The organism is Vibrio sp. 397 (assembly GCF_033339395.1).
Classification (GTDB): domain Bacteria; phylum Pseudomonadota; class Gammaproteobacteria; order Enterobacterales; family Vibrionaceae; genus Vibrio; species Vibrio alginolyticus.
Genome location: NZ_JAWOUN010000003.1, coordinates 266,328 through 293,112 on the forward strand (window position 1 = coordinate 266,328; position 26,785 = coordinate 293,112).

The 26,785-nt window shown below is 44.8% G+C and carries 23 protein-coding genes and 1 riboswitch; of the genes, 9 read left to right on the forward strand and 14 right to left on the reverse strand.

Going from position 1 to position 26,785, the window contains the following annotated elements; genetic code table 11:
* Nucleotides 1–350: 350 nt before the first annotated feature.
* Both R7P36_RS06630 and R7P36_RS06635 read right to left on the reverse strand, forming a co-directional pair.
* The gene (locus R7P36_RS06630) at nt 351–1,616 is read right to left on the reverse strand and encodes a DUF1835 domain-containing protein (protein ID WP_213899076.1); all 1,266 of its coding nucleotides are present in this window, start codon (nt 1,614–1,616) and stop codon (nt 351–353) included.
* A gap of 280 nt (nt 1,617–1,896) precedes the next feature.
* On the reverse strand, nt 1,897–2,787 hold the full coding sequence (locus R7P36_RS06635) for a LysR family transcriptional regulator (protein WP_213899077.1): 891 nt from the start codon (nt 2,785–2,787) through the stop codon (nt 1,897–1,899).
* 109 nt (nt 2,788–2,896) lie between these two features.
* Here R7P36_RS06635 and R7P36_RS06640 point away from each other — a divergent pair, with 109 nt between their 5' ends.
* Nucleotides 2,897–3,205 (forward strand): monooxygenase, encoded by a 309-nt coding sequence (locus R7P36_RS06640; RefSeq protein WP_005384613.1) that lies wholly within the window; start codon nt 2,897–2,899, stop codon nt 3,203–3,205.
* A gap of 7 nt (nt 3,206–3,212) precedes the next feature.
* Nucleotides 3,213–3,584, forward strand: coding sequence for a hypothetical protein (locus R7P36_RS06645; protein WP_213899146.1), 372 nt, complete (start codon nt 3,213–3,215; stop codon nt 3,582–3,584).
* A 65-nt stretch (nt 3,585–3,649) separates the two neighbouring features.
* Here R7P36_RS06645 and R7P36_RS06650 read toward each other — a convergent pair whose 3' ends face one another.
* The 3 genes from R7P36_RS06650 to R7P36_RS06660 form a co-directional block, all read right to left on the reverse strand.
* On the reverse strand, nt 3,650–5,818 hold the full coding sequence (locus tag R7P36_RS06650) for a polysaccharide biosynthesis tyrosine autokinase (protein ID WP_213899078.1): 2,169 nt from the start codon (nt 5,816–5,818) through the stop codon (nt 3,650–3,652).
* A 51-nt stretch (nt 5,819–5,869) separates the two neighbouring features.
* On the reverse strand, nt 5,870–6,310 hold the full coding sequence (locus R7P36_RS06655; protein WP_085569411.1) for a phosphotyrosine protein phosphatase: 441 nt from the start codon (nt 6,308–6,310) through the stop codon (nt 5,870–5,872).
* A 129-nt stretch (nt 6,311–6,439) separates the two neighbouring features.
* Nucleotides 6,440–7,558, reverse strand: a complete 1,119-nt coding sequence (locus tag R7P36_RS06660; protein WP_017820139.1) for a polysaccharide export protein — start codon at nt 7,556–7,558, stop codon at nt 6,440–6,442.
* Nucleotides 7,559–8,016: 458 nt separating this feature from the next.
* Here R7P36_RS06660 and R7P36_RS06665 point away from each other — a divergent pair, with 458 nt between their 5' ends.
* On the forward strand, nt 8,017–8,910 hold the full coding sequence (locus tag R7P36_RS06665) for a hypothetical protein (protein ID WP_065275508.1): 894 nt from the start codon (nt 8,017–8,019) through the stop codon (nt 8,908–8,910).
* 69 nt (nt 8,911–8,979) lie between these two features.
* Here R7P36_RS06665 and nfsA read toward each other — a convergent pair whose 3' ends face one another.
* Nucleotides 8,980–9,702, reverse strand: coding sequence for an oxygen-insensitive NADPH nitroreductase (nfsA, locus tag R7P36_RS06670; protein WP_213899079.1), 723 nt, complete (start codon nt 9,700–9,702; stop codon nt 8,980–8,982).
* A gap of 194 nt (nt 9,703–9,896) precedes the next feature.
* On the opposite strand from nfsA, the gene R7P36_RS06675 reads away from it, so the two are divergent.
* Both R7P36_RS06675 and R7P36_RS06680 read left to right on the forward strand, forming a co-directional pair.
* Complete coding sequence (locus R7P36_RS06675; RefSeq protein WP_005374889.1) at nt 9,897–10,538, forward strand: MarC family protein; 642 nt, start codon at nt 9,897–9,899, stop codon at nt 10,536–10,538.
* A 190-nt stretch (nt 10,539–10,728) separates the two neighbouring features.
* Nucleotides 10,729–11,601 (forward strand): patatin family protein, encoded by an 873-nt coding sequence (locus R7P36_RS06680; protein WP_017634445.1) that lies wholly within the window; start codon nt 10,729–10,731, stop codon nt 11,599–11,601.
* Between the two features lie 52 nt (nt 11,602–11,653).
* Here R7P36_RS06680 and gbpA read toward each other — a convergent pair whose 3' ends face one another.
* The 3 genes from gbpA to R7P36_RS06695 all read right to left on the reverse strand — a co-directional run bounded on the left by gbpA (nt 11,654) and on the right by R7P36_RS06695 (nt 15,651).
* A complete protein-coding gene (gene gbpA / locus R7P36_RS06685) occupies nt 11,654–13,117 on the reverse strand; it encodes an N-acetylglucosamine-binding protein GbpA (protein WP_213899080.1) in 1,464 nt (487 codons plus the stop codon).
* A gap of 98 nt (nt 13,118–13,215) precedes the next feature.
* A riboswitch (cyclic di-GMP riboswitch) is annotated at nt 13,216–13,316 on the reverse strand.
* Between the two features lie 272 nt (nt 13,317–13,588).
* The gene (locus R7P36_RS06690) at nt 13,589–14,089 is read right to left on the reverse strand and encodes a fasciclin domain-containing protein (RefSeq protein ID WP_213899081.1); all 501 of its coding nucleotides are present in this window, start codon (nt 14,087–14,089) and stop codon (nt 13,589–13,591) included.
* Nucleotides 14,090–14,169: 80 nt separating this feature from the next.
* Entirely contained in the window at nt 14,170–15,651 is a 1,482-nt protein-coding gene (locus R7P36_RS06695; protein WP_318122074.1) for a deoxyribodipyrimidine photo-lyase, read from the reverse strand.
* Nucleotides 15,652–15,759: 108 nt separating this feature from the next.
* On the opposite strand from R7P36_RS06695, the gene R7P36_RS06700 reads away from it, so the two are divergent.
* Nucleotides 15,760–16,065 (forward strand): DUF6482 family protein, encoded by a 306-nt coding sequence (locus R7P36_RS06700; protein WP_005374898.1) that lies wholly within the window; start codon nt 15,760–15,762, stop codon nt 16,063–16,065.
* A gap of 68 nt (nt 16,066–16,133) precedes the next feature.
* On the opposite strand, the gene R7P36_RS06705 is transcribed toward R7P36_RS06700, so the two are convergent.
* Nucleotides 16,134–17,114 carry a rhodanese-related sulfurtransferase gene (locus R7P36_RS06705; RefSeq protein ID WP_017634441.1) on the reverse strand — a complete coding sequence of 327 codons (981 nt, stop codon included), beginning with the start codon at nt 17,112–17,114 and terminating at the stop codon, nt 16,134–16,136.
* A 464-nt stretch (nt 17,115–17,578) separates the two neighbouring features.
* A complete protein-coding gene (locus tag R7P36_RS06710; protein ID WP_213899083.1) occupies nt 17,579–18,874 on the reverse strand; it encodes an alpha/beta fold hydrolase in 1,296 nt (431 codons plus the stop codon).
* Nucleotides 18,875–19,084: 210 nt separating this feature from the next.
* Between R7P36_RS06710 and R7P36_RS06715 the strand changes: the two genes are divergently transcribed.
* Nucleotides 19,085–20,242 carry a D-alanyl-D-alanine carboxypeptidase family protein gene (locus R7P36_RS06715; protein WP_104976414.1) on the forward strand — a complete coding sequence of 386 codons (1,158 nt, stop codon included), beginning with the start codon at nt 19,085–19,087 and terminating at the stop codon, nt 20,240–20,242.
* Nucleotides 20,243–20,326: 84 nt separating this feature from the next.
* Here R7P36_RS06715 and R7P36_RS06720 read toward each other — a convergent pair whose 3' ends face one another.
* Both R7P36_RS06720 and R7P36_RS06725 read right to left on the reverse strand, forming a co-directional pair.
* A complete protein-coding gene (locus R7P36_RS06720; protein WP_213899084.1) occupies nt 20,327–22,984 on the reverse strand; it encodes an alpha-amylase family glycosyl hydrolase in 2,658 nt (885 codons plus the stop codon).
* Nucleotides 22,985–23,113: 129 nt separating this feature from the next.
* Complete coding sequence (locus R7P36_RS06725) at nt 23,114–24,577, reverse strand: helix-turn-helix transcriptional regulator (protein ID WP_318122075.1); 1,464 nt, start codon at nt 24,575–24,577, stop codon at nt 23,114–23,116.
* Between the two features lie 167 nt (nt 24,578–24,744).
* Here R7P36_RS06725 and nfsB point away from each other — a divergent pair, with 167 nt between their 5' ends.
* Nucleotides 24,745–25,398, forward strand: a complete 654-nt coding sequence (nfsB, locus tag R7P36_RS06730) for an oxygen-insensitive NAD(P)H nitroreductase (protein ID WP_213899086.1) — start codon at nt 24,745–24,747, stop codon at nt 25,396–25,398.
* A 69-nt stretch (nt 25,399–25,467) separates the two neighbouring features.
* The gene (locus tag R7P36_RS06735) at nt 25,468–25,758 is read left to right on the forward strand and encodes a putative quinol monooxygenase (RefSeq protein WP_213899087.1); all 291 of its coding nucleotides are present in this window, start codon (nt 25,468–25,470) and stop codon (nt 25,756–25,758) included.
* Here R7P36_RS06735 and R7P36_RS06740 read toward each other — a convergent pair.
* A complete protein-coding gene (locus R7P36_RS06740) occupies nt 25,755–26,678 on the reverse strand; it encodes a LysR family transcriptional regulator (protein WP_025768616.1) in 924 nt (307 codons plus the stop codon). The genes R7P36_RS06735 and R7P36_RS06740 overlap by 4 nt on opposite strands.
* Nucleotides 26,679–26,785 lie beyond the last annotated feature (107 nt).

Here is a 26,785-nt window from a genome sequence, read left to right on the forward strand (position 1 = left end):
AAAGCGGCGAGCAGATTAGCAGCGGAGTGAGAAAATACGAAAGAATAATCCTCTAAATGGTTAATAGATGTGAACTTTATCACTAATAAAAATGGAATTTTAACCAAAAATTAACGAATTGGCTGGATAAAAAGTTTGTATTTTAACACTTTTATCGAATATACAACCGATAACAAAGAGGATTTACAATAAATTCTAATAAGAGATAGAGTGCATACTCTCTTTGAGTGGATGCATTTCTGCATAACTATTTAAGTTGTATTCAGACTAGCGGTCGCTTCTTTAGGGATAATTTAGTATTGAGTGTTCATCAGAGCCAACGAACCCTTTATGCTTTCATATTTGTCAACTCAATGATGGTTGGCAAGTGTAGTTAGTTGGAGGTGATCCCAGCTCCAATAACTTTGACTGGTATTTTTAATCCCTCCAACCCAATAGCATTGTTTCGCTCGTATTAAGCCTTCCAAACACTGCTTGCCAGCCTCAGTGATACGGACGCTTTGTTCCCACCAGTGCCTTTCACGTGACTCAATCGTGATCAAAGGTGTTTGACACTGTGCTAGAGGGAGGAGTAACGCGTAAAACATCACGTCTCCTAGGTAAGGAAGAGGTTCTAGTTGTTGATATTGCTCAAACCAATCTTTGATGGGAATTGAACGATTTTGCGAGCTCAAAACCTTTAGTGCGAGGTGTTGTGTCAAGCTCAATCCAGTTTGTGAATTAGGTAACTCTTGCAAATGGCGTTTAAGCACGTTGAATATATTGGGCAAGCAATCCAGGTTATGCTGCTGAATCAAATTAACTATGGAAATAGGTGTCGGTGATGTAATAGCGTGCCAACACCGTTTAGCCTGACTGAATAATTTTGCTGTCACAGGTTTACGGTATCGCCAACAAGAACGAATAGCTTCTTCAGGCAACTGCCCAAAGCCGATGAATCGTTCAGTGCCCGAGAACTGGTTCAACTCAATGATCTCTATCACTTTATTCTCTACATTCTCTAACTGTGTTAGAGCACGAATTAGCATCAATTGATCATAACTGTCATGTTCGACCCAAAAGACGATTCGTTCAAATACATCACTTTGCAACAGATCGAGGTTTGATTGTTCCAATGTGACTATATCTTGAACCGAGTCTTCACGCTTCATCACGGGCAGCAGAGTCTCTACGACATATTGGGCACGAATGGCAAGGAAGTTCTGCGGTGTTGCTGGTATGGGGCCAATACAAAGCGGATCGATCAGGGCTAAAAATGTCCCTTCAAATCCGCTGGCTTTAAGTTGTTGTTGAATGTCGTGGCCACAACGAACGTGTAGCGTTTTTACTTTTGCATCTAGGGGCGGTTTTTGTTCTTTGATGGCTAGTTTGTGCGCTTCTAGCTCTTCGACATGAGCTTTTAGTTTACTCCAACTGGATAAGCCCAGTTCTCTTGCGAGTGCATGTTGAACGTCAGCCAATTGAATTGTATTGGGAGCCAAAGATTCTGGTTTGGAGTGAAATCGCTTAACTAACTCCAACGTGGCGTCATCGTATAGGCGGATAGCTTTGAGCCTTTTTTTAGCAATGGATTTTTGCTGATTGATATTGATCGAGAAGCTATTTGTAGAGTTCATATTTCACCTTTCTTATTTCTTCCACACTCGCCTAAATAGAAGCTAAAAAGAAGGTAAAAACAGATTGTGCCTGCTAAACCAAGCAGGTGAGGATATTGCCGTGAACCGAGTTCTTTCCGCGAGTGTTGGGTGCTTTAGGCATGAGCAGAGTGATAGTAGGTGGTCGCTATCCTTCGTGCAACCTTTTGTGAGAGTGTAGCGTCACAAAATGGCCGTTTCTCTATGTTTAGGGAGAATCAATGGGCGATAACACTAGCGATTCAACTCAATACCACTGTTGCTAGACTCGAGTTTCTACACTTTTGAGTAAAATACGATAAAGCGCTTGAGTCGCAGGACCACTTTTGGCTCCTTTGGGCAAAGTGAGGTGCAGCGCAACTTGATATTGATGGGAGTGTTCGAGCTCCAATACTTTAATTTTATCGCTCTTTCGGGCTGAGACTAAGTGCGCTGGTAGCCGACAAAACCCAACGCCTTGCTCTACGGCGTGAAAAGCGTGGTCGAAGTTATCGACGGTAATACGCTGACGTGCGCGTAACCAACCCACATCTCTTTTCGTTTTGTCTGAATCACCTAAGTCACGGATGACAATTTGGCTGGTGGTTGCAAAATCGTCGATGGAAACATGCGGCTTTTTAGCGAGTGGATGGTGTGCTGCGATTACAGGCAGCATGGTTGTTACGCCAAATGCTTCGGCAGGGTAGTTGGTTATCGGTAAGTTGATGATTGCGATGTCAGCGAGCTCATTTACGACCATTTCGGTTGTTTTGCTCAGTGACGTTTCAACCACTTGAACGGAGGTCGTGTTGTTGTCCTCCAAAAATTGACTGAGTGGTGCATAAAGCCAACAAGGGTCACAAAGATGATCTACTGCGACCGTGATTTGAGATTCCACCCCACTTTTTAACTGCTTGCTGATGACTTCTAGTTCCCGCGCTTGTTCAAGCATGGATTGTGCACGACGCAGTATGGTTTTACCGTGCTCTGTCAAACCCGCTTTGCGCCCTCGTACTTCGATAAGTTGAATACCAAGTTGGTCTTCTAACTTCCTCACCGAGTAGATCAATGTGGTATGGCTCTTGTTGAGCAGTAAAGCTGCGGATTGAATACTGCCTTCTTGAGCAATCGCTTGTAGCGTTTGCCATTGTTCTAAGGTCGTTTTTAGTCTCATGAGTCAATTTTTTAGACAGTTAATGGCAAAATTATGAACTTTTTTGTCAGTTTTATAAAGGTAATAATCTTGTCATCGAAAACGAGTCAATAAGAAGAGGAGACTCAAGATGGCGAAATTATTACAAGTTGATTTTGAATTTCATGGTCCGTTTGGTGAAGAGATGTCGAATGCTTTGGTCGACTTAGCTAAGTCGATTAACCAAGAGTCGGGCATGATTTGGAAAATCTGGACGGAAAGCGAAAAAGACAAACTCGGTGGTGGTATCTATCTTTTTGAAGATGAAGCCACGGCGCAAGCGTATCTCGAAATGCATGCCGCACGCTTACGAAAAATGGGCGTAGTCGAAGTACGAGGTCAAATTTTCGATATCAATGTGCCGTTAACGACGCTCAATCAAGGGCCTATTAGAGGATAAGGAGATGATGACCAACCGCACTTTTCTAACCGTTCATGGTGTCGTATATACGGTATTCGCTTTTGCGTTGTTTTTTGTACCAACCATAATGTGGTCGATGTATGGAGTACAAATTAACGACCAGTACGCGCTGTTTTTATCGCAGCATACTTCGATCTTTTTAGGTGGAATCGCTGCGGTGAGTTTGATGTTACGTAATGTGGAATCAGGGCATACTGCGAAACAGCTGTTTAAAGCATTATTGATTACTAATGGCTTAGGGGCAGTGATTACTACCTATGCCGGCATTATCGGAGTATTTGTCGGTTTTGGTTGGAGTGACCCAATATTCTTTGTCTTGCTTAGTTTGATTACGTACAAGCAATTAAGAGTGCAATAGAAAAAGCCCTGCTGTTTCTAGCAGGGCTTTGTCATATTTGGTTTAATTAGCGATCTAAATTCAACTTATGATTCGCTTTTGTACGCGTAGTTATAGTAGCCGTATCCATAGCCGTATGAGTTAGATGCCTTTTTCTCAACTGCATTGAGAATCACACCTTTAACTTCAACGCCTGATTGCTCGAAGCGACCTTGCGCGACTTCAATCTCCTTCAAAGTCGTTTGATCAAAACGAGCGACCATCAGAGTTGTTCCTGCAAGCGCGCCAACAATGCTTGGGTCGGTAACTGCGAGTACAGGCGGTGTATCGATGATGACTAGATCGTATTGTGCAGACATCTCGTCAACAAAGCTCTTGAAGCGAGGGTGCATAAGAAGTTCTGACGGATTTGGTGGTACTTGGCCGCGAGTCACAACATCTAAATTATCAATGGATGTAGATTTAATGATGTTGCTAAGGGATGTCTTACCGCTCAAGTAATCAGAAAGACCGTTGTCCCAACGTAGACCGAAGCATTGCTGCAAATAACCTTTACGCATATCCGCATCAATAAGCAGCACTTTCTGACCGGTTTTCGCAGCGACGGCCGCAAAGTTGGTCGATACAAATGTTTTGCCGATAGATGGTGCAGGACCTGAAATCATAAGAACGTTATTCTTCGCTTCCATCATTGCAAAGTGCAAGCTAGTGCGAAGACTACGTAGAGCCTCAATGGAAAGATCGGCTGGGTTAGCTTCCGCTAGAAGGACTAGCTCATTGTTGCTGCCTTTGTTGCGCTTAAGCTTGTTTGCAAATTCCAGTTGTTGAATAGATTTTGGAACGCTTGCGTAAACTGGCATGCCAATCTGTTCAATTTGATCTGGTGTTTCCACACCACGGTGGAATGCTGCACGAATTAATACGAAAGCAACGCCTGCCATACCGCCAAGCAGTGTTGCTAGCACAACGATAAGCGCTTTTTTCGGCTTAATTGGCTTAGAGAAAGATTGAGCGTTATCTAAGATTCGAACGTTGCCAACTGTTCCGGCTTTAATAATGTTGAGCTCTTGAACCTTGTTCAATAGTTGGATGTAGATTTGTTGGTTTACTTCTACATCGCGTGTCATACGTAGAACTTCACGCTGTGTTTTCGGTAACTTTTGAACTTGTTTATTAAGACGTTCTTTCTCTTTTAATAGTGTTTCACGTTTATCAAGTAGCGACTTATAAGCTGGGTGATCCTGTGTGAAGCGTTGGCTGATCTCACTTTCTTTGAATGTAAGCTCATTTAGCTGTGCTTCTAACTCAACCATTACTTTCAGCGTTGACTGAGCTTCAAGGCCTAAGTCGATAGATTCATTTTCTTGACGGAACCGATTTAAAACGTCTTCAGAAGCGGTCAGTTTTGTTTTGATGTCTGGGAGGTGACCTTTCAAGAACTCGAGGCTTTGCTCTGCCTCTGCAGAATTTCTTTGAACGTTTTGTAAGAAGTAGTTTTGGCTAATGTCGTTCAAGATATCTTGAATCTTAGCGCGGTCTTCACCAGAGAAGCTTAAAGATATAATCCCGGTTTGCTTACCACGTTCGCTAATCGATAAGTTTTCTTGAAGTTTATTAATTGCATCTAATTTACTGATTTTGCTGACCGTGAATGAGTCACCAGTTTGAGCCATAAGTTCAGTCGCCAAAAACTGGTATCCATTCTTCTCAAGCAGTTCACCAACTTTACCTTCTAGAATGACGTTATTGTCATCTTCTAAGAGCCTGAACGTCTGTTTTTCAGAATCAATAACTTCAAGAGTTAAAGGAACGCCAACTGCGTAAGAAGGAGCATTAAATCGTGAAACGCTCAGACTGATTTGCTCACCTTGTAGTCGAGCTAGGCCTTTACCAATAATTGGCATGTAGTTTGGAGAAACGACAGTCGTTAAGTTGAACTTATCAACAGTACCGCCCAAGATCATACGAGATTTGATGATCTCTATTTCTGTTGTCGCTGATGATTCTGCTGAAAACAGCTCTCCCATATCACCAACCATCGCTGAAATACCACCTGAACTCTTACTTTCGATTTGGATAAGAGCGTCAGCTTTATAGATAGGTGTTGATAGAATGGCAACGCCGACGCCTATAATTGAAAATAGGACTACGGTACATAGAATGAGCCATTTGGCATCGAGAATGATCCCAAATAACTTTCCCAAATCGATCTCATCGTCGGCTTGACGTGATTGCTTAATAGTTTGTGTTGTCATTACTTTAACTTCTTAAATACCTTGCCATTGGCGTTTATTTAGCCTTGCGGCTTATAGTTTTTGAGACCACGCTTTTGCTGCTTTTTCTATAAGCGTATATGCATGTTCGAAAGCTTCTCTACTTTGTCTGTATGGATCAGGGATGTTTTTTTCATTTATCCACTGTCCAAACAGCATCGTTTTACCTCGTGCCTCAGGAGCGATTTTGGTTAAGGCTTCTAAATGACCTTTTTCCATAACCAATATCAGATCGTATTGAGCGCAAAGCTCAGGTGTTAATTGTCGTGCTTCGTGTCCATCTAAGCTTACGCCATGTTCGTTCGCGATAGTGGTTGCCATCTCGTCAGCAGCTTTTCCCGTTAGATGGCTCTTATCTACTGCGATTCCTGCTGATGCGACATGTTTGTTTGGTAGTAAAGACTGCAAAAGCCGCTCTCCTGTTGGAGAGCGGCAAATATTACCGACACAGACGACAAGAATATTAGAAAACAAATGCTTACCCTACTTTAAGTTGTATGCTTATGATCTCAACTGAATTGCTGGCTTCTTTATATTGCGCAATTGAGCTGAGTAGCTATCGATTACGTGCCGCAAGAGATAATTTTCTTGCGGCACGTTGTTTTACGGCCAAGTGCGTACTCGTAGTACACCTTCGGTTAGTTCATTAAAGCCGGAAATGGTTGGAACGAGCTGAGCAATCACACGATTCCAACGACTAACAGGTGCAGCCGTCACATAGACTATGTCGTAAGGGTTGAGATCAAACTCAGTACCAATCACCAAAGCAGAAGCGTCAGAAACATCTAGCTGATAAATGTCCGCCATTTTAGCTTCTTCTTTTGAACGTCTGATGACAAACACACCGGTAGCATCTGCGGAGATTTCACTGATACCACCAACGCTGCTAAGAGCCTCAGTAAGGCTCATGCCGCTACGATCAATTTTGAGTAATTTCGGATCGTTAACCTCGCCCATAACAAATACTTTTTGCGCATCGTTTCGAGGAATATGAACAATATCGCCAGGCTTTAGAAGGCGGTTTTGAGTTAAATCGCCTTGTTGCATCAGAGCATACAAAGAGACGTTTTCAACAACGCCATTGCGTGTCAGTGTCGCATTACGCCAATCAGCCTCGGCAGCCAGTCCGCCAGCTCTATTCACAGCATCTAGAAGTGTAAGGGGGATGTTTGTAATTGGTTGTTGTCCTGGCTTGTTAACTTCGCCAGTTACATAAGTCTTTTTAGAGCGAAATGCCGCAACGCTTACATCGACCTGTGGGCTCTCAATGTATTTTGCAAGGCGGCTTGCAATGTCTGCACGAATCTGACGTACGTTTTTGCCTTCAACATGTACGACACCTATGTAAGGGTAGAAGATCGTGCCATCCGAATGCACCCAGTTACCCGCTTCGGCTGAGCTTCGGTATGAGCCCGCTGGGATCGTTAGCTCTGGGTGATCCCAAATAGTGATATTTAGGATATCGCCAGGTCCTACTTCGTATTCATATTTTGCGATTTCAATATCTAACTCTGGGTTTGGTTTTGAAAAAGGGTCCACTGAATTTAAAGACGTTACGCGCTCCAAAGTTAAGGGATAAACGGTAACCTGAGACTCTATATCACTCGATTCAGTGCTCATGACTGTTTTGTCACTGACCGAAAGGTGGCTACCAGGCAAAGTACACCCTGTAAGAAGGATAGGAAGTACTGATATCCCCAAAAATTTATTAAATGTGTTCATTGGTTTATAACTACCGAAAGAAAGTTTGCCGACTGAAATTGATTCATTCTAATTGAACTGCATTTCATCAATATTGATGATTTACTGCAGTTTTAAGCCTTTAGAAAGCGAGTCCATTCAGAATTATTTGTGTAATAAACACTCCAAATGGCTGCTAGCGACTTAGAGCTCTTAGTTTCATTAATGAAGGTGTGAAAATCCGACCCACAAAAAATAGTCAACTATTATCCATCTGGTTGCAATAAAGGCAACAAGTTACTTGAAAAAATACTGACGAATACATGACAAAATTGTGTCTATTTAACGTTAATGAGATGAATGCATGATTTTGCACAAGCAAACAGGCAAGAATGTGAAAAAACTCATGCCAAAGTTGTATGCATCCTATTTACACTATATGCAACTGCCGTTATGCTTCCTGTTGCGGTCGGATATAACAACAAATATTGGAGCTAATTTTGAAAATCAAACTTTTAACGGCAAGTGTGGCAGCAGTCCTACTAGCAGGTTGTGGTAGTGACAGCGATCCTGAGGTAAAAAGATACTCAGTTCAGGCTTATGACCCAGCTGTTATCGGCATGAAAGTTCAAGCAGTATGTGGTGGTGAGACATACGACGCTATTGAAAATACAACAAACTATGAAGGTATGGTTGGTAAAGCGCGTTTTGAAAATATCAACGTTGTAAATGCGCCAGGTGATTGTGCTTTCGTATTAACGCACACAGAAGATAGTAAAGACGCGTCAAATGGCAAACCTATTACATCTGACTACAAAATCCCTCAAGGCCTAGCCCAGGCGGATTCATTGGTAACAGGCTCTCCATTTACGACTTTGGTTGCTAACTCTTTAAAAGATGGTGAAGTATACTCTTCTGATATCGCTGAAAAAGTATTCGAGAATTTGGGTATCGATATCAATGCAAGTGGTAAAACAGTTGACGAAATCCTTCGTGATACAGAATCTGTAGTAGCAGGACTTGGCAGTGAGGGTGGTAACAGCGCACTTGCTACTCAGCTAGTTGCAACAGCAAACGTTGTATCAGATATCATCAAAGCGAACCCAATAGCTTCGCCTGAAGCTGTAGCTGTTGCTGCAAAAGCAATCACAGAAGATGTAATCGCGGCGAACCCAAATTATCCTGAGAATGATTCAGGTGACGTTATCTACGTAACGATTCCAGCTGAAGATACTCAGAAAGTTGTTGCTGATGTACAAGAGGCTATCGATAACGAGATTCCATTAGAAGATATCGAACCTGACGTACCACAAATTCCAGATGCGGAAGTCGGTGAGCCAATTGAACCTGAAGATCCACCGGGTCCAGGCACTGGCGCGACAGGCGGTAACTAAGCAAGTTTTTGCTGACAAATTCTAAAGGCCTCTTCAGAGGCCTTTTTTGATCCTATCGTATTGTAGTCATCACCTTTTAGTGAGCCCTTTTCTGTTTAAGTAAGGCAGGATATGCGGACGTGATTCCCCAGCCAATTTACTGGTGACTTCTTGCGACCAAGTACTCTGTTTTTGATTGCTCGAACGGTTTGCATAGTAGTTTTGCATAGTTTGGTCATACGTCTGAATATCATCCAAGTTTAGGTCTTGATACTGATTCTCATGCACCACGACATGCTTAGGTAGGCGAGGTTTTACTTCAGGGGTTTGATCTGGATGACCAAGACACATACCAAATAAAACGGCGGTATTTTTAGGTAAACCTAATAATTCGTCTACTTTTTGGGCATTGTTTCGTAAACCACCAATATACACACCTCCTAGTCCCATCGACTCCGCCGCAAGCAAGCAATTTTGTGCCATGATGCCCGAGTCTACAGCGCCTATTAGCGTTAACTCGGTAAAGTCAGCTTGAACATCTGGGTTGATACTGGCGTGGCGTTGGTAATCAATGCAAAACACCAAAAACTCAGCCGCGCTTTCAACGTACCCTTGATTTCCGGCATATTGAGCTAATAGCGTACGTTTTTCTTTGTCGGTCACGCGGATAATTGAAACGACTTGCAACATGCTTGATGAGGACGCCGCAAGGCCGGCTTGAAGAATGGCATCTAATTGTTCGCTCTCAATCGGTTGTGAGGTGAATTTTCGAATTGAGCGGTGATTGAGAATTGTTTGAATCGTGCTGTTCATGGTGACTTAACATCCCCTGTTACGTTAAAGGCTGAAGACTCACCTTAGCGACATTTGATGAGTCGGTAAACTATCTCAAAAGAAAAACAATGCTTGGCGCATAAGTGTGAAGACGATTCGAGATTACACCACTCGTTCTGTTTGAGAGCGTATATACTGTTTTTAGAATCAATAATTTAAATGCAGTGGAAAATATGAAAGAACTCATTGTTCATACAGTTACGGTGTTTATGGGCTTCTTTGCCATCATGAACCCTATCGCCAATATTCCCATCTTTTTGAGTTTAACTGCTGATGAAGATAAAGAAACCATCCGTTCCATTGCGCTCCGCTCGGTTTTTATTGCATTTATTATCATCGCGATATTTTCTATTGCCGGTAAGTTAATTTTTGATTTGTTTGGTATCACGCTTTATGCATTGCGAATAACAGGCGGTATTTTGGTGTTTTTGATAGGTTTTAACATGCTTCAAGGTGATTCGACGCATCAGAAAACCAAAGAGAAGGCGTATTCACCAGCTCAGCAACGGGCGGCATTGAGTATTGCAGTGTCTCCACTGGCGATGCCAATATTAGCTGGGCCTGGAACGATTGCTACCGCGATGAACTTTGCGACAGCGGGTGGTTTCGATCAAACCATTATTACTATCGTTTCTTTCGCTGTCCTTTGTGTGATCACCTATGTACTGTTTTTGTTTGGAGACAAATTGGTCAAAGCGGTTGGACCAAGTGCTCTAAATGTTGTGACTAAAATGATGGGCTTAATTCTAGCGGTTATTGGTACTCAAATGTTCATTGATGGCGCGGGCGAAGCCTATAAAACGGTTTTCTCCTAGATTTCTCTTAGACCTTGCCACCTTGGTTCAACCCGCAATTACATTTCTAACGGGGACGGATTTTTTGAACTTTAGTTTTCATTTTCTAAGAGAGAAATAAATAGACTTCACCTATTTCAATAATAAGAATATTCAATTGTTGTGATTGCACGAATTTCATTACTCTTTTGGCAAGGAGAATGGGGGAAATATGGCAACAAAAGCAATTGTAGTAGAAGGTGGCGCGATGCGAGGCGTCTTCGCAAGCGGAGTGTTAGATGCGTTTTTAGAGCAGAGTTATAAACCGTTTGATTTTGCAATCGGTGTATCTGCTGGTGCATCAAATTTGATTGGGTATTTGACCGACTACCCACATCGCAGTATTAACGTCATTACTAAGCTGGCCACAAGCAAACGCTTTTTTGACCCGACTCGCTTCGTTAAAGGTGGGGACCTCATCGATGTGAAGTGGTTGTTTGAAGAATCTAATCGCTTGTATCCCGTCGATGAAAATAAACTGTTTAATGGCGTTCCTTTTCTCGCAGCGACAACAAATGTAGATACAGGGCAGGCAGATTACTATCGCGTGACACGTGATAATTTTCACCATGCGATTGAAGCGACAACAGCATTACCGATTGCCTACAAGCATACCCCTTGTTTTTCTGGTGGTTGTTATACCGATGGTGGGGTCGCGGACTCTATCCCAGTGCGTGAAGCTTATCGTCGAGGGGCTCGCGACATAACCGTAGTACTCTCTCACCCGCTGAATTATGCCAAAAAGCCAGTTAAGACCACATGGCTGATGAAGAAACTTTTTGCGGAGCACCCCAAAATGGCGGATGCGATGTTAAGACGTGCAGATAACTATAATCAATCATTAGAGTTTATTCGTAACCCTCCACCAGGAACACATGTTAGGGTAATTGCCCCACCAGATAATTTTCATGTTCAGCGCTTATCAATGCGACAATCCGTTTTACTAGAAGGGTATGAAATGGGACTGATTGAGGGGCGAGCGCATCTCACTAGTTTATCTGGTGTTCATGGTTTAGACCGGGAAAATTGTCATTTTTGCGTTTGATTATAAAAGAGCCTCATAGTGAGGCTCTTTTGCGTAACGTTCAAAGGGTGATTTAGTTGACTTTATCCCAAGCCATCTCCCAGTGTGAACCTATTCCAGGCTCGTAATGGTTTGCGCTTTCTTTCCACTGCATACAGTAACCAGAGTATGGGAAAGGTTTACATTGATAAATGCCCCCGTCGCTGGCAAGCACTTTTGTGCCCGCCGTGTAGCTAGATAGTCCTTCAGGGAAGACAAAATCGTACTCACCAGATGGTGGCGGAGTAACTGACTCTTCTTTTAAGTGAAAGTCGAGTGTTTGCTGATCCACCAAGTTGCCATTTTTATCCTTAATACGTGTCACGAGCATATGGTGACCCGGCTCCGATTTACTTAAAGCGAGCGATATCGCCTCTACCGAGCCGTCTTTCATTTCGTTTGCCCAACTTGCAAGTGGTTCGCGATGGTGATTGTAAACGGTGAGTTCTGCATTTAAATCGCCTTCAGCAGTTAGTGTCAGATCCAACGTTGTCGGTGTTGACTCAATGATATATTCGTCTGCTAAGCCATCTACTGTGAGTGAGTATTCTGGAACAGGAGTTTCAATGTTATAGCCGATCTCTACTCGCTCAAGGCCGCTATTTGCTTGCAGATACACCGGATTAGTACTATAAACAGGAGTGAATTTATCCTCTGCATACTGCCCGGCTTGCAGTTTTGCTTGTTCTTGGTTTAGCTTAGTCGCGAGTGCGTAAGACCAGTTTTTCGCTTGGCCCATTGCTGCATCGGTAATTTCTAGTTCAGTTCTATACGCCACGTTTTCACCTGCTTGATCAAATACGCGTGTATAAACCGAATCCCCAATATTTAAATCCATTGTAGGAATAATTTGACCGCCTTGCTTCCAATCTGGAATAACGGGACTGTCACCATCAAATTTCACATCGATCACGTTATAAAATGAGGCTGCAGTGTCGCCAACATCCCATACTGCCAGGATGACATGGTATCCCTCGCGAGTAGGCACATTACATTGATGGCTTACCTGTTTCGGGGGTTGAACCATATTGCCGTCGACGACACAGAAAGGAGTTAGATCAAAAGAGTCTCGTGATAGTGAAGCGTTTGGGTTCCAATCAGGCTTGGTGATGTAATATTTCCAGTCGCGCGTCACGTGGTTAGCGGTAAATGTCCATTCAAAAGTTTGTGTACCTGCTTGAATAGGGCGTTTTACCCAACGGTCGGCAGTTTGCTCATCAAGGGCAGCTGCTAAAGCGGTTTCGGCACTCGCTATTTTACCATCGCGAGGCCCTGTTTCGGGAAAGCCATCAGGGCCTTCAACGCTTTGCGGTTCATATTGAATCGCACCGCAGTTATTATTTTTTTCGTTAGTATCTGGCGTTGGATACTTACATAGTGCCGAGCGACTTGCAGCGACACCACCATTGGTTTCTGATACATAACCGTGAGCCGCAGCACCTGAGCTAATGCTTGCAAGTGCTAACGCGAGTACGGATTTGGTTGGAAATGATTTCATCACATGTCCTCTATTATGGCTGACAAACTAGTGTCACACCCCGGCGCATGCTGAGCATAAAGCAACGCTACAGAAATTGGACTTCTGTAACACCGCGTCATGGTAACCCCGCTATCATGAGCATTCTTTTAGATTTTTAAATGCTGACAGACCGGAAGCTTTGCGTCCCACCCTTTCGAATGGTTTGCCGAAATGTGATTGAGCAGCCAAAATTTAGCTTAAGAATTTACATGTGGAAAAGTAAACGTCACTGACATGGAATCCTGTTCTCAAATTGAAAGATAACGATATCTTAACCTCGTCAATATTATGCAGTATCGTATTGTAAGATATTGATTTTAATTTTGTTTTTATCTTATTAATAATCATGGAGAATGAGTGGAGGTTTGTTGGGGATAAATGGAGAGGAATCGTGCTAAGGGTGGAAGAAGTTCTGTCTAAAGGGCGGAGTGTACCGCCCTCTGGATGGTGTTATTTCGGCATAATGACAGTATCAATCACGTGAATGACACCGTTTTTAGCTTTCACATCGGTTGCGATGACATTTGCATCGTTAACCATGACTTTATCGCCCATGGTTTTAATCATCACATCTTGCCCCTGAACCGTAGTCGCTTTGTCTAGCTTAACAACATCGGTAGCCATCACTTTCCCTGGGACGACGTGATAAGTCAAAACAGATACTAACTTGTCTTTGTTTTCCGGCATTAAGAGCATGTCGACTGTGCCGTCTGGCAGTTTTGCAAAAGCGTCATCCGTTGGTGCAAAAACAGTAAATGGGCCTTCACCTTTGAGAGTGTCAACCAGGCCCGCTGCTTTCACCGCAGCAACAAGCGTATTGAAAGAGCCATTTTCAGCGGCAACGTCGACAATATCGGCTTTCATCATGCCATGCTCATGAGCCTGAACGGGAAGCATAAAAGATAATGTCGCCATCAGTGTCGCCGCGATAACTAAGATACGTTTGAACATAATGTGTTCCTTACTAGTTGAGGGTACAACGGGTTCCCTGGAGTGTGTTTGCATTTGTACGCATCGTGATTGAAAGATGATCATCGCGTCCTACTTTCTTTTGAGGGTCTAACATGTCGCGCAAGAATTCGTCTGCCTTCTTGTTTCACATCAGCTCGTTTCCGCCACGTCCATAAGCGCTCTCTTGCTGCCTTAGCTGCTTTGTCTGGTGCGATAATAGGTGCAAGGTAACGGCTATCTGGCTGCAATTGATACATGACAGCTTCCATCTGGGTCATTGTCCAGGGCTCGAATAAAAGAGGGGGAGGAACCATTTGTAACTCAGGTACCCACTTGTAGATGAACGTACCGTTAGGATCATGTTCTTGGGCTTGCTTGATCGGATTATAAATACGGATTGTGTTAGTCCCGGTTACTCCTGCTTGCATTTGGAATTGTGGGTAATGAATTCCAGGCTCAAAGTCGAGAAACAGTTGCGCTAAATGCGTTACACCTACTCGCCAATCCATGTTCATGTGGTGAGTAAGAAAGCTAACCAGCATGGCACGCATGCGAAAGTTAATGTAACCAGTGTGGTGCAAACAGCGCATGCAGGCATCAATCAAAGGTACGCCAGTATGCCCGGATTTCCATGCTGCTAACTTTTCTTCATCGAAAGTACTACTTTGTTTAATCAATGGTTCGTAAGCCCGATTAACGCAGTAAAACTCCATGTCGTATTCCGATTCGAATTTTTGGATGAAGTGACAGTGCCAATGAAGCCGTGAAGACAATGCAATTAAGCTGCGACGAAACCCAGCGACTTGCCAGTGTTTCAAAAGGTATTGATAAACTTCACGCAAGGATATGTTACCCCAAGCGAGATATGGAGAAAGTCGAGTAAAGGCTGTGCGTGAGGCGGTGGGACTAGAAATGCTTCGATAGTAATCACGACCTCGACGATGGAAAAAGTCCTCTAGTGTTTTCCAAGCGAGCCGGCTTCCTCCCGTTTGCATTCCTTTGCATTTTGATAGCCAGGATGATGGTGGCGAAAACGAACAGCCGAGAGCTTCTGCATCCAATGCATGCAATAAGTCGGTTGGGAGCTCAATAGGGCTTATTGAGGCTCTCATGACAGAGTCCCAATGTTTGTCCCAACCTTGCCGGTTTATTGCACCTCTGATTACAGCACCGTGTTCGAATTCAAACCAGTCGATGTTCTGCTCATACAGCCAAGCGGCAACTTGTCGGTCTCGTTCAAAGGTGCAGTTGAGTCCTATTTCTTGGTGAGAAAAAACAGCGTTGATTTGATATTGCGCTTGAATTGATTGGAAACATGCTAAAGCATCGTCAAACAGCACCGTGATTCGATGCCCATACGCTTTGAGCGTTTCATCCATGTCTTGCAGTGATTGCCAAACAAATCGCCAGTGGCGCTCAGAATAGTGTGGGTTGTTCAATAGCAATGGTTCAACAATATACAAAAGCACAGTTGGGTGCTTTGTTGATAATGCTTGAGTTAGTGGTTGATGGTCAGTCAGCCTTAAATCTCGCTTTAACCACACGACATTGATTGTTTGCATCGGAATCCTCTTTGTTTCCGATGTTGTACGCAAGTAAACCGAAGAAATCTCATCCAATGATCGGTTTTATTCTACAAAACGTAGAGGTAACTTTCAGGGAGGTGACACATGGCAATACCATTGAGTAAGTTACAAAAATACTTCTATGTAGACAAATTGGTCATTCATTCGCTTGATCTCGCATTGTACCAGGCATCTGTCGTGATTGATGGAGAAGCGCAATTTATCACTGATGACAACGGTATCTTTTTGAGGGCTCATTCCCTGATCGAGATGCAAAAGAAGTGCAGGAATATCAAAGCAAATAAGCAGGTTCTAGTGCATCAAAGTGCTTATGATGAAATGGTGGGGCTACCCGAAGGCAAAAGAGACAATCAACTAGAGGTATTGGTGAGGGATACAAAATTGTATTGAAAGAGTATTGGTGCGTAGTAAAAGCGAGCCACCTTACGGCAGCTCGCTAAATATAAGGAGAGTTGGGCTTAGTCTTGTTTACGCTGCGCTTCTTTTTGCGCGTACTTAGCGGCACGTCGGGCTTCTCTTTGCTTGGCACTTTCACCACCAACATGCTGCTCGCCTCGCTGCTCTGCAAGAACAATTTGTTTTTCACGCTCGCGGAATCGAGCAATTTGTTCTTCTGAGTGTGTGCCGTGACATTTTGGACAGCTCACGCCTTGCTCGAACAATTCTGACTGTTTGTCTTCTTCAGTGATCGGTAGACGACAAGCGTTACATAAATCGTAATCTGCTTTTTCTAGCTGGTGGTTCACTGCAACACGCCCGTCAAATACGTAACAATCGCCTTCCCACATGCTCTCTTCTTGAGGAACTTCTTCAAGATATTTAAGAATGCCGCCTTCTAGGTGGTAGACCTCATCAAAGCCCTGTTCTTTCATGTAAGCCGTTGATTTTTCGCAGCGGATACCACCGGTACAGAACATCGCAACTTTCTTGTGTTTTGCCGGGTCCATGTTTTCTTTTACATAGTCTGGGAATTCACGAAAGGTTTCAGTATTTGGGTTTACAGCGCCTTTGAATGTCCCGATCTCGATTTCGTAATCATTACGTGTATCGACAACAAACACTTCAGGATCAGCAATAAGATCGTTCCACTCTTGAGGTTTCACGTAAGTACCCACTACGTGGCGAGGGTCTATACCTTCAACACCTAATGTTACGATCTCTTTTTTCAGTTTCACTTTGGTGCGATTGAATGGCTGGGTCTCAGAATACGACTCTTTGTATACGGTGCCAGTCAAACGAGGTTCGTTGTTTAGCCACTCCAGTAGCGTATCAATACCTGCACGATCAGATGCAACAGTACCGTTGATACCTTCACTTGCCAGTAGTAATGTTCCGCGAATATGGTGTTTTTCCATCAACGCAAGTAATGGCTCGCGTAGCTCTTGATAGTTATTCAGCTCAACAAACTTGTACAGCGCACAAACTACATACTGACTCATGAGGTTTCCTTTAAAAATACAGGTGGTCAACGACCTTAAAATTTTAGCGGCACGAAGTATACCTGACTAAACTAGTCGGAAATACGGACAAATTATACGGATATTATGAGTAGGCGGGGCCTGGCGGTCTTTGATAGGGGGAGCATGTCCGCAGGTGAAGCCGCTATGTGTTCAAATTATAAGCATTAATTATAGTGGGTTAGGTAGGTTGGAGCCGATACTTTTGGTTTAAATTTATGCTGTTATTCTCTTTTAGGCCCTTCAAAAAAGTTAGGCGCAAGAAGCACCAAGTAATCACCGGAGTCATTGACAAGGAAAGGACATGTCGCAGTTTTATACATGAGGTTGTGAGGGATAAAGGTTTAGGGACAAAGAGTGAATGACTGATCGCCATTGTTCATAAACCGCTATAAAACGCCTTTTCACCACATACTGAAAAGGCGTTTTTCTAACGTCTGCCGTGCTTATTTCAACGTAGCTGCGGTCTGTTTGCCCATGGCTATGAGCCTATCGAGAATACGTTCACCGTCGGCACGTAAACCGTTGTGCTCGTACTCATTGGTGATCCACGCTTTTGAGTTTGGGATTAACGCGAGCGTCTCTCGGCTGATATCCATTTCAACAAACATATCATCGGCGTAAACGGCGCAACTGACAGGCACTTTGTTCTGAGCCAGTTGTGTTTGATCGTACAGCGCAGTCCAATCTTCTTTCGCTGCCAATATTTCTGCGGTGTCTTTTAGTGGTTTGAGGTTAACGTATTGGTCGAACATCCATGGGAAGACCATTTCCCCCGTAAAGTAAAATGGCTTGCCAGATTCATAATTAAACTCTGATCGGGTTTGGCGAACGCGGTGCGCACTCCAATTCGACGCGAAGCTTTGACAGTAAATCGATTCATGCAAAATGGCGTAGATCGGGTTGGTTTGGAAGTTTTGCTGCGCCAACATATCGTTTAAGAACTCATAACGAAGTTGTGGTTTGCCGTCCACTTCAATCAACGCGCTTTCTAGCCAATAGTAAGTTGGCAAGAAAGTATCACTCACACCAAAGTTGATGCCGATTTGTTGAAATTGCTCCACCGTGAAGCGTTGACCATTTGGTAGGTACTCTTCGTTTTCCAGCAAGTGATTCGCAATGTTTTGGCAAAGTTGTTGCGCACTTGGAAATTGTTGGAAGAACGCTTGGTTTTTCTCCATGGTGCGTTTGAAAGTGGCTTCATACACATCGTCGGCATGACGTGAGACTGATGGCACGCCACCTGTGATGTAGCTTTGTAGCAAGCTGTCTGGGAACAAAGACAAATAGGTGAGGGAGCAAAACCCACCAAAGCTTTGACCTAAGATCGCCCATTTTTCGACGCCAAATTGCTCACGAATGTATTCCGCGTCGCGCACGATGTTATCCGCTCGGAAGTGGCTCAAGTAGTCTGCTTGTTGCTCTGGCGTGAGGTGAGCAAGCGTCTGGTGATTAATTACGCTGCTGTTGCCCGTACCGCGCTGGTCGAGAAGCAAAACTCGGTACTCTTGCAGGGCGCGTTTTACCCAGCCATTATTGCCGTTTTGACGTGGAGAGGGAAAGCCAGGCCCGCCCTGAAAGTAAACCAACCAAGGTTTGGTCGATTCTTCATCGCCAACTAGGCAAACCGAACGGGCGAAGACTCTAATGGTGCCTTTGCTTGCGTCTTGGTAATCCAGAGGAACGGTAAAACTGTGGGGAGTGTAATGCAATCCTGCGTCGATAAATGATTGAGCGTTCATTGTTATCTTTATTTCCTTATTGAGGGGTAGCGCTACTTTACTGCGAATGGCGCGAAGAACCAACGCTATTTCCCAATTGCCTCTTCAGTTCTATACCTTGGTCAAATCAATGTAAGTTCAAGAAAATGAAACGATTAGCGACTGGTGCAACTGGTTGAGTGAGCTATGCTCAATAGAGTTGCGACAAAGTAAGAGCATGGAGGAAGTCGGATGAAAGTGTCACTGGCTCGATGGACAATTGTGACTTGTTTAATAAGCGTACCTACTTTTGCCGTTGTTACGCCCAACCCACCTCAGTTACAGGCAAAAGGCTACGTATTAATGGACTTTCAATCCGGTGCCATTATTGCCGAGTATAACGGGCGAGCAGGCCTTGCTCCGGCGAGTTTAACCAAGTTGATGACCGCTTATGTAGTTGGACAAGAAATCAAAGCGGGGCGTTTGAAATGGGATGATGTTGTCACCGTGAGCGAAAACGCGTGGTCGGCCAAGTTTCCCGGTTCTTCTAAAATGTTCATCAAACCGAAAGATGAAATTAGTGTTGCGAACTTAATGCGCGGCGTGATCATCCAATCAGGAAATGACGCGTGCGTTGCACTGGCTGAGCATGTTGCAGGCAGTGAACGCGGCTTTGTTGCCTTGATGAATGGTTGGGCGGAGAAATTAGGACTGCAAGACACCTATTTTGTGAACTCCCATGGTCTTGATAGTGATGGCATCCAAACCTCACCAACCGATATGGCAAGACTCATGCAGTCGATCATCAGCGATGTTCCTGATGTGTACGCGCTATACAGTGAGAAAGTCTTCAAGTGGAACGACATTACGCAGTACAACCGCAATAAGTTGTTGTGGGACAATTCCATTGATGTCGACGGGGGAAAAACCGGCTACACCAGCAATGCCGGATACAGCTTGGTGAGCTCGGCCAAAGAAGGAAGAATGCGCCTTATCTCGGTGGTGATGGGTACGCCAAGTAAACAGGCTCGGATCAGCCAATCGAAGAATCTACTCAGCTATGGTTTTCGCTTTTATGACACCAAGCAAGTTGCTAAACAGGGGGAAGTTGAGTCTAAAGTTCGCGTTTGGAAGGGAAATGCTAATCAAGTTGAGGCGATCTTTGCTAAAGATGCCTATCTCACTCTGCCTCGTTCAATGACGGCTGGGCTTGATAAGAGTGTGGTGTTAAATGAACCGTTGATTGCGCCGATCGCGCAAGGAGATGAGATTGGTAAGGTCGTTTGGAAAAGCGATGACAGTACCGTGGCGAGTTATCCCTTGGTCAGCAGCCAAGCGGTAGAAGAGGGCTCGTGGTTCGCTCAGCTTTGGGACAGTCTGGTGCTGTGGGTGAAATCGTTCTTTAACTAGAATAAAAACGAGCAGAAGTGTCTTTCTGCATTTTTTTGTTGATGGCCGCCCAGCTAAACGCTGGGCGGTGTTTTATTTAACGGTTTATTCCGACAAGGTGATGATTGGTAAATCGTCCCAAATCTTACTTTCATCCGATGCGCCACCGGAGAAGTTCCAAGGGCCTTTGTCTTGTTCTAGCGGACGGTAATTTGCCGAAAGGCCGTCTAAGTCCCAAGTCGTGACATAGAAGCGGATACCATCGAGCGAATCTGGGCGGCCTAGTGCATCGCTAGCAAAGTCCATTGAAATGGTGTTGTTGGCTTTGTCTACTGTCACTGTTGGTGCTGGCGTTACGGCTTCTCCCCATGTCGTCGCGTTTGCGCCTTGAGTGTTGTAAATCGAACTTTGCCAGCCGAAGACCACGGCATTGCGACTCCATGTTCCGCTTGGCATAGAAGCGTTGATCTTAGGCAGTTCCGTTAGGTTGGTTGCCGCTTCTTCCGGTAAATCAATGAAGATGGTGAAACCAACGTGGTCAAAGCCGTTTGGTGGCAACCAAGTATCGGTGATCTTGTCCATAGTGAAGGTCAAGCGCACGTTACTGCCGACGGTAAATACCTCAGCTTTGTTGATTGCGAGTTGGCTGTTATCTTTATCGAACGTTGGATCCGTTGGTAGCGAGTAGTTACCGTTAGGACCGCCCATGCCATCTTGCGCATCGCCTGCGTCATCAATAGTGTCGTCTGGCGTGTTTGACCAGCTTAAGTCCGACACAAAGTTTACATCTTCAATGCCCGCTTTTTTCTCAGTGGAGTAAATCGCGAAGCGGTGCTGTTGCTCGCCAATTGCAAAGTGACGGGTAGATAAAGTCACGCTAAATTGACCGTCAGCACTTACGGTAATGGCTTGTGCGGTTTCTAGATTACCGTCCACGACAAGGTTCAATTTCTCGTTTGCGTTAGCAGTACCAGTAATCACGATGTCATCAGTGATGGTTTGTCCTTCCCAATCCTGTGCCAGTTGGATGTTGAGATCTGGGGTCTCTACCGATTGGATGTCGTTAGTTTTCGAGTAAATCACGGCAGATTTGGCTGGTAGCTCAAGGGTTACGTGACCGTTTTCATCGGCGATTAACTGTTCTGGAGCTTCTGCCCAGTTCGACATGATTTGTTGTTGGAAAACGGTGCCGCCCGCTTGCTCTACATCGAGTTGGTTCATCAACATTGGGGAGTTAGATGTGTTCATTACCACTAAGACTTCGTCGTTATCCAAAGTGCGGGTAAAGGCGAACACACCTGCACCAGCTTTATCGCTGCCAATGACTTTCATTTCGCCGCGTGTCATGACTTTGTTTTCGGTACGTAACTTAGCAAGCTCTTGGATGAACAAGTACATCTCGCTGTTTTGGTCGAATGAATCTACGTAGTCGCCGTCTTCACGGTAACCGCCAGCAAACATCGCATCGCGCGCTGCTGGCATCGCTTGCTCTGTACCTTGGTAAATCACAGGAATGCCCGGTACCGCCATCATGGTAATCAGCGCTTGCTTCATATCGTTGACACTGCCTTGCGATAGAAAACGCGGCATATCGTGGTTATCAATGAAGTTTGGCATGATGTATGGATTCGGGAACATCTCCATCATTTTCTCAAGGCGGAAGCGTAAGTAATCGGTCGGTTGTCCTGCTGCAAACACGCGCGTCATGGTAGCTTGCAATGGGAAGTTCAGCACCGAGGTTAATTGTTCTGGTGAGCCGCTTTCGCCGATGTAACTTAGCATCTTCTCTTCGCCTTCGGTGTGGTAAGGCGTAGATGTTTCGAAGACTTCACCAAAGGTAAGGAAGTTATCGCGACCAGTATCAACCGCTTGAGTCATCACACCATCGTCGGCGTGCAGGAAGTCGTTCCAGAAATCGTGCTCAACAAACTTCACGGTATCGATACGGAAACCGTCAACGCCCACTTCGCGAATCCATTTACGGTAGCTCTCTTTTAGATAAGCGCGTACTTCAGGATCGGACGTATTTAGGTCATCCAGATCCGACAGTTGCCAGGTTTTTTCTTGGACGGGATCGTTGTGGTCGGTGATGCTTGGCGTCCAGTGGTAAATGCCAGTACCGTCTTCTTTACACTCATTCATGTTGAGCGGATAAGGCAGTTCTTGCCCTGCTGGCAGCGCATTTTCAATCAAACGGAAACCTTGGCAAGGAAGGCTAGGATCGTAATTGTATGGATCATCGTAAGTGAAGAAGTTACCTACGTGGTTGGTCACGATGTCTTGAATCAAGAACATGTTACGAGCGTGCACTTCTCGCGCTAACGCTTGGTAGCTTTCCATGTCACCAAAGTGCTCATCCACTTTTTGGAAGTCACGCGCCCAGTAGCCGTGGTAGCCGCCGTAGTTTTGTTCTGCGTCCCACCATTGGTTTGCCACTGGCGGCGTAATCCAGATAGAGGTTGCGCCTAGGTCTTCGATGTAACCCAGTTTGTCGCTGACACCAACAAGGTCACCACCGCTGAATTTCTTGTCTGAGGTAGGATCGTACTCATTCTGACCTTGATCGTTAAGCGTGTTGTCGCCGTCGTTAAAACGGTCGATCATCAAGAAGTAAATGATCTGGTCTTGCCAATCAGGAGATGCCACGTGGCTTCCTGTATCTGTTGGCGTAGTTTCATCGCTACCACAGCCAGAAAGAGCTAGGGCGATCGCTAGAGGGAGTATTTTTATTTTATTCATAGGGTTAGGAAAGGTTTCAAACACGGTTTTTGTCTCCGTTATGCAGCAATGCGGAAACGATAAAGCAAAGGTTTGAAATTGAGAGTGTCATTTCACGCCAAAAGAGACGTGAAATGATGTCACGAAGAGACGATTTTGATCTGACCGACAGTTTTAATTGAGCGGTTGCACAATAGGATATTGTATCGGGTAATGCTCTTTCGCGAGCTCGTTGTCGGATTCATCATAAAGGCGGAAACGGCACTGCTTTGCAGTTTGAGTGAGCGATAATTGCAGCACCCAACAAGCATAATGTAGCGAGTGTTTGGTTAAGCGCATTGCGTGAGGTGTGGGATCATCATCGACGTAACAGTCAATCCTCGCAACGTTTTCAAGTCGGCATGCCAGTTCGATAAAGAGCGTGTATTGCGCCCCAATATTAATAAGCTGCCGAGTCGGGACAATGTATTCCGTTGCACCAATTAAAAGCCCCTTAGAAACCACATAGTCACGCTGGTGGTTATTCTCAATGTAACGTTCCCCATCGACTTCATAACAAAGGCGAAAGGTAAGGGGGTGCGCTACCGGAAGTTCGGTCGTTGCCCAGAGTTCGATGCCATGACTTAAAAAGCGCTCGAAGAAGGCTGGGTAGCGACGCCACGTGCCATCACGGTCACGGCATTCTACCGAGACCACTTTTTCAAACGCAATATTGTCCACTTCCATCCAGATTTTGCCGACAGGTTGGTCGATGTGGTTATCGTCGAAGGTATTGGCTTTGGCGTAGTATAAGCGGATCGGTTGTTGATTTAGTTGAGTTCGGTTATCCAAACATTGTTGGCGATATTGCATGGGTGAAAACGGATACCAACGACGAAAAGTGCGGTGAAAGTTCGAAGGTTCTTCATAACCAAGTTGATAGGCGATTTGCTGCGTTGTGAGTTGGGTGTCGGCAAGCAAAGTGAGTGCTTGCTTTCTTTTAGCGAAATCAACGCATTGAGAGTAGCTCATTTGCTTCTCTTGCAGTCGACGTTGCAAGGTGCGTTTGGAGACGCCCAGTTGCCTTGCCGCTTGCTCTAACTTGAGCGCGTAATTGCTGTTTTTGATGAACAAGGCGTTCAAAACACTCAGCAATTCGGGTTGCTCAATTGGCTGGTGAGAAAGCAGCAAATAAACGTGTTTCACCAGTTCAAACACGCTTGAACTCGTTTTAGAATCTCGCGTTTCCCCTAGAAAAATATCGGCCGAGAATGGATTGCTGGCTTGAACTTGTACTTGTATTGATTCGCTTAGCTCAAGCATCTCCAACTGCATTCTGAGCAAGCCAAACACCGACTCCGCCCAATTTGGCATATCGCCCGTTCTGCATTCTACTTGCAGATGGATTTGGGCATCACCATGTTGAAATGTGACGTACAAACGGCGGTCGAATAATGAGACACTTTTACTCCACCAAAGCAGCCCTTCTTGGAGGTTAGGCGCTTCTTTCAACATCATACATTGCAAGGCCACCAACTTCTCAATGTGCCAATATTCGCCAGCAATTCGAAGGTGATTGTGACCGAGCTTTTTGCACAGAAAGGATGTAATAATGTTATCTTGAGGCAGTATGAGTTGAGTTTGGTTGCGAGCAAACATGCATTATTGCTGAAAAGATGAAGAAGTTCAGTGAGAACGCTCAAAGCCTTTCTTATCGTTTTATTTTCAAATTTATTTTGAAAATGTTTTTAATCGAAATCGGTTTTTCCCTTTATCTCATGAGGTTATGCTGTTACACAGCTTAAATTCATTAATTGGAGAACCTCATGGATATCGTACAAGCTGCAAAATCTCGTTACTCAACGAAAGTGTTTGACCCAACACGCAAGCTACCTCAAGAAAAAATCGACGCAGTTAAAGAGCTGATTCGTTTTAGTCCATCGAGTGTGAACTCCCAGCCTTGGCATTTCATTCTGGCAAGCACAGAAGAAGGCAAGCAGCGCATCGCTAAAGCGGCGCAAGAGAATTACGCGTTTAACGCGGCGAAGATTCTCAACGCTTCTCACGTATTGGTGTTTTGTGCAAAAACAGGCATTGATAACGACTACATTGAAGCGCTAATGGTGCAAGAAGAAAAAGATGGTCGATTCCCAACTGAAGAAGCGAAAGCGGCTGTGCGCGGTGGCCGTAGCTACTTTGTGAACATGCACCGTTTTGATTTGAAAGATGCAAACCATTGGATGGAGAAACAAGTTTACCTCAACGTGGGTACGTTGCTGTTGGGTGCTTCGACGCTAGAAATCGATGCAGTACCAATTGAAGGGTTTGATCCAAAAGTGCTGGATGAAGAATTTAGCTTGCGTGAAAAAGGTTATACCAGTGTTGTGATCGTGCCGCTTGGCTACCACGCGGAAGATGACTTCAACGCGAAAACGCCAAAGTCTCGCTGGGACGCAGAAACCGTATTCACCGAGATCTAATTCGAGCTTACTTACAGGTGACGTAGCACCCCGTAATCAATATATAAATCGCAAAAGAGTGATAAAACGATGATCCACTTAGTCGCAGAAGTGAAAGCCTATCCAGATAGTAAGGAGCAGGTGGTGAATTTGCTTGCTGGTTTACTAGAGCCAACTCGTAAAGAAGAAGGCTGTTGCCAATACGAGTTGTATCTCGACGAAAAAGTCGATGGCCTATTTATCTTCCAAGAAATCTGGGCGTCGCAAGAGGCCTTGGATAAGCATTTGCAAAGCCCGCATATGGCGACGTTTCTTGAAACATTGGAAGAGAACGATTGGGTTGAATATACCCAGATTCGTCCTCTTCGATTTATCGCCTAATGACAGAAGGTTGCCAGCACGTTGGCGCGTTGCTGGCAGCATTTTTGTTGGATAAAGTCGCGGAAAGTCCGAATCGTTGGCGTCAATAATCGACGATCGGCACATACCATGTAGAGCGGCACTGGGCCGCAATCCCACTCTGGTAACACTCGTACCAATCTTCCCTCGATTAAGTCTCGGCTAATGTCCATCAATGATTTATTCGCAATGCCTTTGCCTTTGATCGCTAACCGGTGTGGCAAGTCACTATCGTTGCTCAACAAGTTACCGCTGACCACGATTTGTTCTTTCTCGCTGCCACGCGTGAGCGTCCATTTGTTGTAGACCGAATCCGCGACCATGTAGCACAAGCAATTGTGTTGCGTTAAATCGGCAGGAGAGGTGAGTTCTGGATGTGTAGCTACGTACTCTGGCGATGCACATAATATCCGTTCGTTTGACCCACACAATGCCAATACGACCAGATTGGAGTCGGCCGGTTCGCCGTAGCGAATCGCAATATCGACAGGCTTGGTGTACATATCCGTCAAGCTATCGGACAGCTCTAGTTTAATGGAAACATTTGGGTAGAGATCGATGAACTCATCCACCCAATCGAGCAACATATTGCGACCAAAATCGGAGGGTGCAGTAATGTGCAGCTGACCAGACAACTCCCCGCGCGCACTTGAGATCTGATCCAACCCCTCTTGCAATGTTGCCAACGCTTGCGTGGTTTTGTCTAAAAACAGTTCGCCCTCTGAGGTTAAACGCAGGCTTCGGGTGGAACGCACAAACAACGGGAAACCGATTTGCCCTTCAAGACGCTTAATCGATGCGCTAATGGCGGCTGGTGTCATGTCCATGCTGTTAGCGGCTTTTGAAAAGCTGCCTTGGCGCGCTGTTTCGACAAAAATATTGAGGTCGTTGAGGGCTTTCATCGTGAAAAGGGCTTTTATGAAGTTTGGGCTACTATAGGGGAGAGTCGTAGGCCAATTCAAGGTTAAAACATTAGGTTGCACGGCGAGTTTGAGTTAGATTAGCGCGC